Raw genomic sequence first — 14565 nt, 5'->3', positions numbered from 1 at the left:
CTGGAACGAGTTCGACCCGGAAGGGAGAACCGTGTAAGGCGAAATCCCGTCATCCACCCACTTATCAATTTCCCACTTCAACGTTTAATCTTTCTTAAAATTCTCCTGGGCGCCTTGCGTTCGCCTGGCCTTCCATGGTCAGAGCTCTCGCTCGCACCCGTCCGTGGGTGCTTTGCGGCGCCCAGGAGAATTTTAAGAAGAAACGAACTTCATTTGGGAAATTGGGATAAGTGTTAAGGTTACTTAGGAATTAATTGGATTGGGATTCGAACGATTTTGCGAAAGAGCTCGAGTAGCCAATTTGGTTAGATACCTTTCCTAATCGAAGTTAAAGGATGATTTGTCGGGATATACTTCAAATTCAGAAAAATTTTCTCAATTTTGGAAATTTTTTGCCAAAATAGATTCGCCTTCAATTCAGTTCACTTTCAATAATGGGATGTTCATCAAGTATTCCATGAAAACCTTCTTAGTTTAGTAGCGATAAACGATCGAAAAATCAGAGGGAGATTGTAGGCGGTGTTAAATGATAAAGTTTCAAATTGTTTGGCATCGATCGATATTCTACTTTTTTTTTGCTATTCAAACTCTATTGTTTATCACTCATTGCAAAGGGGAAAATTTTTCCAATGTTTGTGATCCTCAGAGCAAAGCATTTTATCAGACTATTTTTTTAAAGTTTGCATTGAATGATAAAAGTATAACTTGTGGAATTGGTCCATTCCCCGGAAAAGAAATTACATCATACTCAATTCCTTCATTAGGAATATCTGGAATTATCTCAGATACGAATATCAGTCTTGTGTCTGATACACTCTCGTCTTTTACTCCGTTAGTTGCTAAATTTACAACCACAGGAGAAAGTGTTTCAATAGGTAACGTAACGCAGACAAGTGAGGTAACCGCAAATTCGTTTTCGTCAAATCTAATTTATACGGTGACTGCTACCGATGGTACCAGTAAGGATTATACTGTCACTCTTACTGCTCCAAGAACCTATGGTGGTTCATCTTTAGTACTTTGGTTCAAGGCAGACAGTCTTAATTTATCTGATGGTGCAAATGTTCAAACCTGGAATGATTTTAGTGGAAGAGGAAATCATCTTACGCAAGTAACTTTCCCGACAAGACAACCAGTATATAGATTGAATCAGGTGAATGGTCTTCCAGCTCTCAATTTTTCACAAGCATCTTTGACTTCGATGAGTTACAGTGGTGGAACTGGATTTTCATCTATTAACAGCGGATCTTTTTTCTTGGTATTTAAGATGCCACAAACTCATCCTGCCACAAATTTACTTTTAGTCGGTTCTGCAAATGGAAGAGAGATTAATATTGGTGCTTCACCTGGAAATGAGTTGTATCTTTGGCGAAATGGGTCTGGACTAACTCCTCCTTCTGTCAATTCTATTCCCGTCACAACTTTTATCGCAATTGCAAGTGTTCAGAATACAAATGTTAGTTGGCAAGAATATTGGAATGGTGACTTAAAAGGGAATGCAACCTCAAATATTGAAAGTTATGTGACAGGCACAGATGGATCCCTTTCCAATGGCAACATGGATGGTGATGTAGCAGAGTTTTTCTTTTTCGATTCTGCATTATCGCAAAATGAAATCGATAAAGTATTTTGTTATTTGAGGGCTAAATACAAATTGATTGCTACAACGAAAAGCTGCGGAATATAAATAAATGACAAGGCCGACTCATATACTCAAAGTTATAACCAAAAACTTGCCTTTAGACACCGACTCAGTTTTCACCCACTGCTAGTTTCCTTGCATACACCTATCCGTGGATTTTGTTTAACACCTGGAGTTCTTTTTAGAAAAACTTCGAATTCTTTCGGAAATTGCGAACAAATATCGAAGTTATTTAAGACTAAAGAGAATTTGGGGTATTAGAGGCAAGAGGGATAAGGATGTTATGGATTGTTCCAGTATAAATATTTTGAATGTAGAAAACTACAAAGCACTACGGTTAAAAAGTTAGACGAAAGTGAAAAATACCTGCACAATTTATCCAAGTTGAGTATACAACCATAGAAATTTACTATCGCCCATCGAAGTATGATTACCAGTGTGTATTACAATTCTCTCCTGAAGATGAGTTGAGTGGCGTACGATTCATAGAGGATCGAATTGAGTTTGCTTTTGATGGAACCGTTGATGGTTGTCTATTGGTTGAAAGGTTTTCTGAAACTGCCAAGAAGATTTCCCGTTAAAAATTGGTGAATGCTTCTTTACAAAAATTAAAATAATCGATTTTACACCTACCATAGGTGAAGCCATTGGTATGGGGAAAACTATGCTCGATTTGGATCGGAAATTTATTTCTAAACTAAAGTTGAGTCTGAAAGTAACTGCAAAATGAGAAGGCTAAAATTCTCGAAATCCCCAAAATATTGGAATTTTGACAAATGATTTGAGCGATTTTAGTAATGTTTGATTAGCGAAAGTTAGGTGAATGGTTTGGATTTTAGTACATCTCCTATTTTGCTTTCATGTTTGGTAGATAGAGCGGCGTTGTTAGATAATTTTGCCAAATTTTTATTTTTTTATTTTCTAATTTAAAACTATAGAAACAATTCATACTTTTTTATAAAGGAAGTGGAACTATATGAGCTCCTATTTATCAAATGTATCGATTCGCCTTAGGATATTTTTACTCCCGCTTCCCATCCTTATATTTTTACTCATTTTACTCTTCCTTTTTCTGCGCTCACAAAATCATGATATCGAGTTCACTTCGAAAGAGTTAAAGGGAATCCAAATTCTTAAGCCAGTATATACTGTGCTGAAAGTTGGACTAACGAAGTTAAAAATTGGAAATGAAACTACTGATGAATTAGTTCCCATAGTAACTGAAGGTACAAAGCAAATACTCGAGTCAGGCATCTTGACAGAAGAGATTGTTCAAATAAAGGAATGGAATCAGGATGTAAAGGTGAAGAGTTTTGATGCAAAAACGGCACGAGAATTCATCGATCATACTCAGAAACTTGCAGTCAAAATAGGTGATTTTTCGCATTTGATTTTGGATCCAGAACTCGATTCATATTACCAAATGGAAATTATCTTGTTCCAGATCCCAGAGTTATGGAAACATGTGGCAGTTTTAAAAGAAGTGATTCGCGATGAATATCTTGGCGATAACCGTAAGAACAAACAATTTTTAAATACGAGTTTTACGAAAGCGATCTTATCAATTAATGGAATCGAAACAATTTGTGTTAATATAACGAATTCAAATACTAAAACTTTAGAGAGTTCAAAAAAGTACCAAGAAAAAATCAATCAAAATATCATAGAAGTCAAAACCAAATGTAATACTTATGTCAATGAACTTCAAAATATTTTTCTAAAAGACACAATTAAACCTGAATCAGCCGATAAATTATTCACGATTATCCATCAAGGAACTTCGATTGGTTCTGATATTCAAAACAATTCGATCATTATACTTGAAAATATAATTCGAGATCGACTAACAGAACAAAAATGGCAAAGGCTAATCAATGTCATCATTGTATTTGTGGCATTAAGTTTATCGATCATATTAATTCTATTCATCTTCCGAAGCATAAACATTCCTCTTAAATCTGTTCTTACGAAAATAAATGAATTATCAAGTGGAGATGCAGATTTAACAAAACAATTACCAACATTTGGAAAAAATGAAATTGGAGAGATCACAGTATCGATCAACCTATTTTTAAGTAAGCTGAATGAAATTATGATCCAATTGAAACATTCCGTTAGCCAAGTTGAAAAAATTTCTGAACAATTGAAAAAAGATGCACTAACCGTATCCGATAATGCAACGGGACTCGCATCAACCACTGAAGAATCTGCGGCCTCTTTGGAAGAGTTATCTTCTTCCTTTGAAGTGATGTTTGCTTCCATTTCAGATGAAACAAAAAACATTTCAAAGATTGCAGATGAAATTCTTAATATTGAGTATTCTATCGTAAATATTGAAAAAGAACTCTCACAATTATCCATTGAATCAGTCACATCAACTCAATTAGCTGATAAAGGGAATTTGTCCATTCGCAGTACAGATAGTTCTATGGAAGAGATTCGTTTGGCAACGAAAGAGATTTCAGGAATCGTAGGATTGATTACCGATATTTCAGAACAAACGAATTTGTTAGCCCTCAACGCCAGTATAGAAGCTGCAAGGGCTGGTGATGCGGGTAGGGGATTTGCCGTTGTAGCGGAGGAAATATCTAAACTTGCAGACAAAACGAGGATTTCTGTGAAAAACATAATGGTTTTAATTACAAAAAGTGATTCTGCAGTGAATACAGGCGTGTATCATGTAAATGAAACAGTGAAAGCACTCAATGAAATTGTTGGTCAATCAATTCGTATTCAGATGGGTATTGAGAAGTTGAGAGGTGAAATTTCATCACAATCAAATAGTTTAACCAAAGTTTCACATGAAGTTAAAGAACTTCAGTCTTTAGCTGAATCAATTGAAACATCTTGCCTCGAACAAAAAAGAACATCTGAAGATATGGTAATGAGTGTGAATACACTTTCAGGAAATGCACAAGAGTTGGCAATTAGTTCAGAAGATCTAAACCGAGTTAGTATTACAATTGGCGATGTTGCAAAAACTATTTCGAATGTTGCCAATTCATTTGCAACAACTGATGAGGTTTAGATTAATTTAATAAATTATTTTCAATTCTTTGTTGCCGTTTCTTATATAATATTCATCAATGAAATCACATGGCAATGAATACCACTACAAAGAAAGATATTTGGATTATCGGTTCTTTATTATTCCTAAGTTTTGTACCTAGCATCGCAGGTGTCGTTCGGATTTCCCAATTGACAACTGGTTCTGGTTATACGGTAGAAAATCAAAGATTTTTTGATGATCCAGTCCCAATCCTTTTACATATTGTTGCCGTTCTTGTTTATAGTATTTTAGGAGCCTTTCAATTTGCTCCTGGGTTTCGAAAACTATATCCCAAATGGCACCGCGTTTCTGGTAGAGTTTTAGTATTTTTTGGACTAACAACTGCTATTTCTGGAATTTGGCTCACGATGGTGTATCCTAGAGTGCCAACTGACGGAGATTGGCTATTTGGAATTCGTATGGTGATTGGCTTCTGGATGGTAATTTGTATTTGCCTTGGATTTTATTTTGTTATGCAACGAAAATACCTGATCCATAGCCATTGGATGATCAGAGGGTATGCCATTGGACTTGGTGCCGGGACTCAAGTTTTTACACATTTACCTTGGTTCCTCTTTGTAGGAGGAGACCCATCCGGAATTCCAAGGGATTTGATGATGGGAACAGGTTGGCTTATCAATTTTTTATTTGCGGAATGGATCATTCGTAGAAAAAATAAATAGTTTCCAACAAAAGATTTTTATATCTCGGTTGCCAAAAATTCTCCAAATTGTAAGCCTTAGTCACTTTCGACTAACAAAGCGAAAATTTAGTGAGAAGTACGAATGCGACCGCTTCAGAAACAGTTTCTATGTTTTCTTTTTTGTTTTGGATTGATTCCATTTTTCCAACCAATCGATTCAAGAGACCACGTAGATTTATACTTAAAATGGATTCACCAATTCCAATTCGCAGGTTATTATGCTGCAATTGAAAAAGGTTACTATCATGATCTTGGTTTAGATGTAAAAATTCATGAAAGTAAAAATGGTATCGAAGGATTACACCAGTATGTTTCCGAAAAGGAAGCTCGATACGGAGTTGGAACAAACGAAGTATTATTACAATGGCATGCTGGAACTCCTATTGTTGTTATCGCAGTCATATTTCAACATTCACCCACCGTTTTATTTACAAGGAAAACAAATTCAGATCAAAGTCTCCATGATCTCGTTGGTAAAAAGATCATGTTGTCTCCGCATGTTTATGAAATTTTAGCGTATTTAAAAAAAGAAAAATTAGAACCAAACAAATTCATCGTCATGGACCATAGTTTTCGGTTTTTAGATTTGGTGGAAGGTAAGGTAAATGCCGTAGACGGATATTCGACGACTCAAACATTTGAAATCCAAAAAACTGGATTTCCCCTTATGGTGTACTCTCCTCGAACATCAGGGATCGATTTTTATGGTGACAATTTGTTCACAAGCCAACTCGAAATTCAAAGGAACCCAAAAAGAGTCAAACTCTTCCGTGAAGCAAGTCTTCGAGGTTGGGAATACGCAATGAAACATAAGGAAGAAATTGTTGAATTGATATACAATAAATATTCAAATCAAATTTCTAAAGAACAATTATTGTTTGAAGCAAATCAAATGGAACCTTTGATCCAACCTTCACTTGTTGAATTGGGTTATATGTATGAAGGGAGATGGAAACATATTAGTGAAGTATATGCTGATTATGGTATGTTGCCAAAAAATTTAGATCTTAGTGGATTTCTCTATACGCCCAATTCAAGTCCTGATTATCAAATGGTCATATCATTGTTTTTTGCTGCATTCACTATCTTGGTAGTTGCTTGGATGATACAAAGGTATCGTTGGAACAAACGATATTCAGAAAATTTAAAAACGGAAGTATTAATTAGAACAGAAGAATTAAAAGTTTCGAATGATACTTTGAATTCCACAAACCAATTCCTTGAACTTAAATTAAAGGAATTGACAGATGCACAAGACAAGTTATTAACCTCAGAGAAATTGGCTACGATTGGAAATTTAACTGCTGGTATGGCACACGAATTAAATACACCTCTTGGTGCAATTGTCTCTTCAAACGTTTCGATCGAAGAATTCTTTCAAAACCAGTTCCAGAATATAATCAATACTGTTTTTCATCTTCCGAAGGAAGATAGAGATCGTTTCAATATTTTAGTCTCAGAATATCCGAATTCACAAAACGTATTCTTAAGTGGGAAAAAGGAAAGGGAATTAAAAAAAGAACTCGAAACCAGATATTTTGAAATATTACAAACTTACTTGCCTGATGAAAGAGATAGTATTCTTAACTTAATCATTGATTCTTCTGCTTTTATATTAGGTAACAAGTTAAAGTATATACTTGAAAGTGATAGAAATAAAGAGATTTTAGCGATTTGTGTTCAAATTGCTAGTTTGTTTCGCTCTAGCTCTATTATAAAAGTTGCTTCTGAAAAATCCACACATGTTGTTAAGTCGATGAAAAATTATTTGTTATCAGAAGACGTAACCCATTCAGATGAAAACAGAATTGATATCATCCATGAAATAGAAACAATTCTCACTCTTTATTATTATAATATCAACCATCGTGTAAATATTATAAAACATTTTAATTCCAATCGTAAATGTAAGGGGAATCGAGATAATCTAAATTTAGTCTGGGTAAATTTGTTAAATAATGCACTTTATGCAATTTCATATGAAGGAACGATTGAAATTTTTATCGAAGAGGAAGGTCCATGGATTAAGGTCAGTTTTATCGATTATGGATGTGGAATCCCGAAAGAAATCCAAAATAGAATATTCGAACCATTTTTTACGACAAAATCCAAAGGTGAAGGTGTTGGTTTGGGTTTAGATATATGTCGTAAAGTGGTTAACAAACTGAATGGCCGTATTGAGTTTGAAAGTGAAGTTGGAAAAACAAAGTTCACTATATATTTGTTAGCTGATGAATAAAATCAAAAATGATTTCTTTTTTTCTTTACAATCAAAACAAAATGAACTCTACTTTGGCAGTTTGGTGATTTTAAATAATCATAAAACAAGGTAGGTAAATTTTTATGTCATTCCAAGATGCAATCAAGGTATGTTTTCAAAAATATGTAGATTTTAACGGAAAATCAAAACGACCAGAATTTTGGTATTGGGTTGCCTTTACTTTCATTGTAACTTTTTTATTGAATATGTTCCTTCCAATTTTAGGAATTGTATTCTCGATTGGAATTTTCCTTCCCAGTATCAGTGTTGGTGCGAGACGTTTGCATGATGTGGGAATGAGCGGTTGGTGGCAACTCATTGGACTCACTGGGATTGGTTTACTTGTTTTGATTTTCTTTTGGGCACAAAAAGGAAAATAGTATCGATTATAAAACTTACATACATCAATATGATCAATAGATCCAACGTTAGGGACAAGTAGGGTTTGGTCACCTGCCATTGTGAAATGGAAGGTGACGGGAGCGTAAGCGCACCCCGGATTGGCCCGACCCTTTGGATTATAAATTTTAATCTTATATTGATTGGGAACGCCCTATTTCTCTTTTTCTAAAATGCTTAGGTAAATATCTTTTTGAGTTTTGGAGAGTTTGTGCTCGTTGGAAGCGAAAGTAAATAGATAAGATTTTTCTTCATCAGAGGCCAATCGACTGATTTCAGATCCAGTTGGATATCCACCACAACCATCGTGTGACCATTCAAAATAAATGTCAGACTCGGTCTCTTTTAAAATATTAAAGTATAAATCACTACAATCTTTTGTAAGTTCTCTTTTGACTACATTGATGAATTCTTGTCTGTTGGAAGTTCCAATTTGTTTTAAGAATGTGAATCGGTAAAGTTCCGACCAAACTGGAGTTTTTGTTTCGTCTGGAAACAATTCTAACATCGTCATGATTTCATTGTCTTCTGAATGACCTATGATCCATTTTCTACCATCAAAATTTCGATGGAAAGGTACTTTGATTATTTCTTTCTTAATACCTAAGTTTTTATCCATAAACAATCGTAAGCTTACCTTAGTATCTTCCGTAAAATTAATGGGAATATTTAATGAATTTGTTTCTCCTTTAAGATTGATCACTTCAATAGTAAAAAATTTGCTAGTGAGACCAGATTCAAAAATCCAACTATATTCTTCTTCGTTTAATGCTTTGCTTTCAATCGAGAAGTTACCTTTTTTAATGGTTTGTAACTCGGAAAAATATTCTTTTTTTTCTTTTCCATTCAATTCATATCCTCGAATGGATTTAAGCTGATCTACTTTTATTACTGCCGAAAAATTCCAACGAACAGACGTTCCATCAATGATTGGACCTAAACTTTTGGATACAATCCATTCATTTTCCAACTGCGGTTTTACTTGTGCAAAAACGTATAAATTTGACAAAAGGATAGTGAAAATTAGAACAAATGGGATGCGTTTCATTGGTAACCTATCAAAAGAAAATAAATGAGAATCAAATTTTTATACCATAAATAGAATTCGTCAATGAAATCATTGTTCATAGTCGGAAATTTAATTGAGGGGAGAGATAAATTTGGAAGAGGAGTGAGATAAATTGGTTAAATAATGGGGATTTGCTGGTTTACGAAATAGTTTTTGAATTTGTTTTTGTCATTTGGTCCAATGGGCTTTTTATATTTTCCAATCTACTCCTTGCTACTTTTGTATAAATCTGTGTTGTCCGGACACTTGTGTGCCCGAGTAAAGTTTGAATCATTCTTAAATCAGTTCCAAGTTCTAACAAATGTGTGGCGAAAGCATGCCTCAAACTATGAAAGGTGACTTTTTTAGTGATTTTTGCTTTGGCTGTTGCTTGGTTAAATATTGTCTCAGCCGTTCGAACATGGAGTGGTCTCGTGTTTGCACCTGGAAATAACCAAGGAATATTTTTCACTTCGTTATAACTATATTTTAAAAGTAAATTATATTCTCTGACTTTTATATATTCTTTTAATTCATCAATGAGAGAGTTTGCAAGCATGGTATATCTGTCTTTTTTTCCTTTTCCTTGTGTGATCCGAATCATATTTCTCTCAAGGTCAATATCTTTTACCTGTAAATGGATCACTTCACTGACTCGTAAACCAGCCGAGTAACTTAATAGTAATAACATTTTATGTTTTAAATTGGGAAGTGAATTGAATATCGCCCTTGTTTCTTCTGCTGACAATACTTCAGGTAAATTGACATTTGTTTTGATTTTTGGAAATTTTAAGTGTTTCATTTGTTTTTTTACTTCTCTGAAGTAAAAAATGAAAGCTTGTCTAGCACTACGAATGGTCGCTGATTTTACATTTTTTTCTTTTACCTGAAAATCTAAATAATTTTCCAAATCTTTTGAGTTGATGTTAGTTGGTAATTTTTCAGTAAATACCAGAAGTTGGTATAAGTGAGAGTAATACGTTTTTGTTGTACAAAATGAAAAATTACGTTCCCTTGCAGCTCGGAAAAAATCTTCTAATATTCCACATTGTTTTGGAATTTCGCAAACTAAAAATCGAATATCATATTCGGTAAATTCGGCTAATACGCGTTTTATGGAATTAAAATCGTTAGGGTATGACCAAGTTTTATCTTCTGGATGGTAAATGGCTTTAGGAATTGATTTAGCTATATTGTAATATAATTTTGAATAAGGAAACCTCAAATGGAATCGTTTATCACTTGTAACATATCTGAGTTTGATCATAAAACACCTAACCTTATTGGATTCATAGAGATAGGTGGATTGTTTGCGATTTGGTTCTAAGTTCAGTTCGATTTTTTGATAAATTATGATAAAATGTTGGTTAATGGATTTATGAAAGGCTGCGGGTCGCGCGCGAATGTACGATCCCCGCCCTGAATTGGGTGGGGTTCTGGACCCGCCACCCAATACGCTCCCTCTATCACACCGCTCCCTTTACGACAAATCGAATCCGAACCCAAAACTTTTTTTTCTTGGAAAGTTCATGCTTTCGCCCAAAGTGAAATCAAAAGGGAGTTATATGAATTTAGTCACAGTTGGATTGGGAATCTTTTTTATCATTTATGGAATCACCACCTATCTTTTACGCCTCTACAAACCGAGTTTTTTTTGGAAATTAGAACCAATGAAACAAAAATGGGGAGAAAAAAGAGGGTATTTCATTCACGTCTTTAGTTATTCAATTTTACCTGTCGTACTTGGCATCGTTTACACAATTTTAGGAATTCGAGGTTGATATAATTATCACTCAATTGATATTATGTGGGCGCCTCCAAACAATCGACTATCAAATCTAATTTGGAAAGGGACCGGGCCCTTTGCTACAATCTTTCTCTTGCCGAGAAAGGATTTTCGCTTCGGTCCCTGGCGCTGGATTTGTTACAATTTATGAGATAGGATTGTATCTTGCCTAGATGGGGTTCTATCTTCTGGATAATCAGTGCTAAAATGAAGACCCCGACTTTCCTTTCTTAACAATGCCGATCTGACAATCAACTCAGCTACCTTTACTAAATTACGAAGTTCTAATAAACCCAATGAAACTGTTGTGCGATTGTAGTAGTCTTTTACTTCTTGTGAGATTAATTTCAAACGACGAAGTGCCCTTTCCAATCGCATATCCGACCGTACTATGCCTACATAATTACTCATAATAGTTTTGATTTCAATCAAGTCATGAGAGATGAGAACCCATTCTTCTGTATTTGTTGTTCCTTCCTTGTTCCAATCAGGGATCAAATCTGTTTCTAAAGAATAACTTAGTTTGCCTTGGGAACGGATGTCTTCGGCAATCCGATGTGAAAATACCAAACATTCCAATAAACTGTTGGATGCCAATCGGTTCCCGCCATGGACACCAGTGCATGTAGTTTCACCACAAGCATAAAGATCAGCAATGTTTGTTCTGCCTAAAAGGTCAGTGGCAACTCCACCGCACATATAATGTGCCGCAGGTACTACAGGAATTGGATCTGTTGTGATATCAATTCCGAGTTTTTTACATCGTTCATATATGGATGGAAAGTGACTTATGATATCATTAGCGGGTCTATGAGTAATATCGAGGAGGACATGTGGTTCACCTCTTTTTTTCATCGTGTCATCAATGGCACGAGCCACAATATCTCTTGGAGCCAGTTCTCCCATTTCATGATAATCTTTCATGAAAGGTCGTCCACCGATTTCGCGTAAAATCCCACCATGACCTCGCACAGCTTCTGAAATTAAAAAGCTGTTTCCTTGTTCATGGAATAAAGAGGTTGGATGGAATTGATAAAACTCCATATTTTTGACAATGGCACCTGCTCGGTAAGCGCTTGCTACCCCATCTCCTGTGGCAATATTAGGGTTTGTTGTATGTAGATAAACTTGGCCGGCTCCTCCAGTCGCTAAAATGGTTTTTTTAGCAAGCACAGGGAAAACTTCTCCAGTTTCTGTATCGACGATATAAGCACCATAACAACGTAAAGGTAAGTTATCTTTGTCTTTTAAATGGTGTTTGGTGATAAGATCCACACAAGCATGGTTTTCGAGAATTTGTATGTTTGGATTTGAGTGCACATTGTCAAGTAATGACTGTTCGACGGCACTCCCGGTTCTATCAAGCGAGTGAATGATCCTATTTTTGCTGTGACCACCTTCACGTGCCAAATCTAGTTCACCGGTTTGGTTTCTAGTGAATGGAACACCAAGTTCCAATAATTCTTTGACACGAGTAGGACCTTCTTCCACCAACACCCGAACCGCTTCTGGGTCACATAAACCAGCTCCCGATTCTAAGGTGTCATGGATATGTTCTTCAAATTTGTCCTTATCGTCAAAAACAGAAGCAATACCACCTTGTGCATAGTTGGTATTGGATTCATAATCTGCTTTTTTTGTGACTACCACCACTGAACCTAGCGGAGCCAATTTTAATGCGGTAAAGAGACCACTCACTCCGCTTCCTATGATCAGAAAATCTGATTTGATTCTTGTCACAATTGATCCAATTTCATTTTAATTCTAATCAATAGATTCAAAGTTAAGAATCTATTATTTTGAATTGATCATTCCTTCAATATAATCCAAACTTCGAATCAACATGTAGTCAGGTTTGATCGCGTCATTTGCATGTTCTTTTAAATATGTTTCTGCTTTCCCATTCTTTTTGGCATATTCTTTGATTGCATTGATATTGAATCTAGACTTTACAACTCCCTCATGTGGGATTAGTGGTAAATGGTTCCACATATCTTCTTCGCGATATCGGAATGGAAATGTTCCGTCCGCTTCTTCCGATACTTCGATGTCAGGAGATACACCAACCACTTGGATGGTTTTTCCAGATGGAGAGTAGTATCTTGCATTTGTAATCTTTAAAAGATAGTTTGGGTTGTTATCTAGTTTTTTCAACGTTTGGACGGTTGCCTTTCCAAATGTCCTTTCTCCCAGCAAAATCCCTCTTCCATGGTGTTGGATGGCACTAGCAACAATTTCTGATGCCGAAGCTGATTTTGAATTCATGAGAATCGCTAACGGTAGTTTTGTGATATCTTTGATTTTAGCTGGTTTTTCATCATCACTTCTTCCTGGGGTCCTTGTCGAAACAATGATTCCTTTTTCGATAAACATGTCGGCAATGTCGACCGCCAAATCTAAATACCCACCAGAGTTACCTCTCAAATCTAGGATGACAGCCTTAAGTGGTTTGCCATTTTCTTTTGCTGTTTTTTCCATTTCGGATAAAGCATCTGCAATTTGAGTGTCAATTGGTGGTTCACCATTCCCTGGTTTTACAAATCCAGTGAGTTTGATATAAGCGACTTGTGGATTTTCTTTTACAAGGTGGTAGGTTACGTTTTTGATTGTGATTTTATCACGAATCACTTCGATATCAATTTTACCTGTGTTGCCCTTACGGGAGATGGTTAATACAACTTTTGTGGCTTTTGGACCTTTGATTTTTTTTACCACTTTATCAAGGGATAAATTTTTAATCAACTTGCCATCAACGGCAACTATGTTGTCACCACTTCGAATCCCAGCTTTTAGGGCAGGACTTCCTTCCAATGGATTTTCAACAATGACTTCTCTACTTCCACCACCAGAAAGAATGGCGCCAATCCCTTCGAAGGATCCATCGCTAATTTTGGACATGGATTCTTCCCAAACTTCTTCCAAAAATACATTGGAGTGTGGGTCGAGTGAGTTTAAGTAACCATTGGCAGCGGCAACAAACACTTGTTCCATGCGGAATTCTTTTTTGTCTTCTTCCTCTTCTTCTGGAAGTTCCCCATCAAGTTCCACGAGTCCTTTGAGGACAGGAGTTTTGTATTTTTCTAAATTGTCTTGGATATATGTGATCACTCGATCAAATTCTTTTCTGGAAAAATTGATTTCTTCCCAACGGGCAGAGATCACAGATTTTTTTAATTTTTCTTTTTCGATGAGTTTTTTGAGCTCAGCATCAGATAACTTTCTGTTTTCGTTTTTTTTCCGTTTTTCTTTTTGGATTTTTTCCACTTGTGGATAATCAGGATCAAAAATCACAAATTTATCAGATGGAGAAATTTTGAAAGTGGTTCCAGGCCAAATGTCTTCTCTATCGTCGTATTTTTCTCTTTCTTTGAAATAACTTTCTGGGTAAATATAAAGAGGGTGGGGTAAACTCAAAGCGGCAAAACTTGCTGCATCAGTGTAAGCCCGATTGACATTGATATGTTTGTCAATGTACAGTTTGTCTACCGTTCGAATGACAGTTTCGAAGTCTACATAAGTGAAATTGGTCTCGCGGTTTTGTGCTTTTTTCGCTTCTGGTTCGCAGGAAATAAACCCAACAGGGAAGGCAAAACTTAGAAGGGTGAAAAAGGATAGTAGATAAACAAATCGTTTCAATGGATCTCTCGTATAGTGGATAGATTATCCTAAGAATTTCCC

Annotated in this window: 10 protein-coding genes; 6 read left to right on the top strand and 4 right to left on the bottom strand. The window is 35.7% G+C overall.

The window, feature by feature from the left end; translation table 11 throughout:
* Window positions 1-685: 685 nt before the first annotated feature.
* The 5 genes from EHQ43_RS08235 (at window position 686) to EHQ43_RS08215 (ending at window position 8034) form a co-directional block, all read left to right on the top strand.
* Window positions 686-1687 (top strand): DUF5018 domain-containing protein, encoded by a 1002-nt coding sequence (locus EHQ43_RS08235; protein WP_167481761.1) that lies wholly within the window; start codon window positions 686-688, stop codon window positions 1685-1687.
* A 931-nt stretch (window positions 1688-2618) separates the two neighbouring features.
* Window positions 2619-4670, top strand: a complete 2052-nt coding sequence (locus EHQ43_RS08230) for a methyl-accepting chemotaxis protein (RefSeq protein ID WP_135770703.1) — start codon at window positions 2619-2621, stop codon at window positions 4668-4670.
* Between the two features lie 74 nt (window positions 4671-4744).
* The gene (locus EHQ43_RS08225) at window positions 4745-5374 is read left to right on the top strand and encodes a DUF2306 domain-containing protein (protein ID WP_135770729.1); all 630 of its coding nucleotides are present in this window, start codon (window positions 4745-4747) and stop codon (window positions 5372-5374) included.
* A gap of 102 nt (window positions 5375-5476) precedes the next feature.
* The gene (locus EHQ43_RS08220; RefSeq protein WP_135770701.1) at window positions 5477-7633 is read left to right on the top strand and encodes an ABC transporter substrate-binding protein; all 2157 of its coding nucleotides are present in this window, start codon (window positions 5477-5479) and stop codon (window positions 7631-7633) included.
* Between the two features lie 104 nt (window positions 7634-7737).
* Window positions 7738-8034: a DUF805 domain-containing protein gene (locus tag EHQ43_RS08215; RefSeq protein WP_135740919.1), complete on the top strand. Its 297-nt coding sequence runs from the start codon at window positions 7738-7740 to the stop codon at window positions 8032-8034.
* 173 nt (window positions 8035-8207) lie between these two features.
* Here the strand turns inward: EHQ43_RS08215 and EHQ43_RS08210 are convergent, their stop codons facing one another.
* Window positions 8208-9101, bottom strand: a complete 894-nt coding sequence (locus EHQ43_RS08210) for a hypothetical protein (protein ID WP_135754434.1) — start codon at window positions 9099-9101, stop codon at window positions 8208-8210.
* Between the two features lie 160 nt (window positions 9102-9261).
* A complete protein-coding gene (locus tag EHQ43_RS08205; RefSeq protein ID WP_341867037.1) occupies window positions 9262-10554 on the bottom strand; it encodes a tyrosine-type recombinase/integrase in 1293 nt (430 codons plus the stop codon).
* 112 nt (window positions 10555-10666) lie between these two features.
* On the opposite strand from EHQ43_RS08205, the gene EHQ43_RS08200 reads away from it, so the two are divergent.
* On the top strand, window positions 10667-10882 hold the full coding sequence (locus EHQ43_RS08200) for a hypothetical protein (RefSeq protein WP_135742389.1): 216 nt from the start codon (window positions 10667-10669) through the stop codon (window positions 10880-10882).
* 143 nt (window positions 10883-11025) lie between these two features.
* On the opposite strand, the gene nadB is transcribed toward EHQ43_RS08200, so the two are convergent.
* Complete coding sequence (nadB, locus tag EHQ43_RS08195; protein WP_135740922.1) at window positions 11026-12627, bottom strand: L-aspartate oxidase; 1602 nt, start codon at window positions 12625-12627, stop codon at window positions 11026-11028.
* 54 nt (window positions 12628-12681) lie between these two features.
* Window positions 12682-14523: a S41 family peptidase gene (locus EHQ43_RS08190; protein WP_135770697.1), complete on the bottom strand. Its 1842-nt coding sequence runs from the start codon at window positions 14521-14523 to the stop codon at window positions 12682-12684.
* Window positions 14524-14565 lie beyond the last annotated feature (42 nt).

This window comes from Leptospira bouyouniensis, from assembly GCF_004769525.1.
Taxonomy (GTDB): domain Bacteria; phylum Spirochaetota; class Leptospiria; order Leptospirales; family Leptospiraceae; genus Leptospira_A; species Leptospira_A bouyouniensis.
Note: the sequence above shows the minus strand (reverse complement) of the source record. Positions and strands in the feature narration are given on the sequence as shown.

What these genes read in the sequence shown, in the direction of transcription:
- EHQ43_RS08230 (WP_135770703.1), top strand. Translation starts at nt 2,619, where the DNA reads ATGAGCTCCTATTTATCAAATGTATCGATTCGCCTTAGGATATTTTTA.
- EHQ43_RS08225 (WP_135770729.1), top strand. Translation starts at nt 4,745, where the DNA reads ATGAATACCACTACAAAGAAAGATATTTGGATTATCGGTTCTTTATTA.
- EHQ43_RS08220 (WP_135770701.1), top strand. Translation starts at nt 5,477, where the DNA reads ATGCGACCGCTTCAGAAACAGTTTCTATGTTTTCTTTTTTGTTTTGGA.
- EHQ43_RS08215 (WP_135740919.1), top strand. Translation starts at nt 7,738, where the DNA reads ATGTCATTCCAAGATGCAATCAAGGTATGTTTTCAAAAATATGTAGAT.
- EHQ43_RS08210 (WP_135754434.1), bottom strand. Translation starts at nt 9,101, where the DNA reads ATGAAACGCATCCCATTTGTTCTAATTTTCACTATCCTTTTGTCAAAT.
- EHQ43_RS08200 (WP_135742389.1), top strand. Translation starts at nt 10,667, where the DNA reads ATGAATTTAGTCACAGTTGGATTGGGAATCTTTTTTATCATTTATGGA.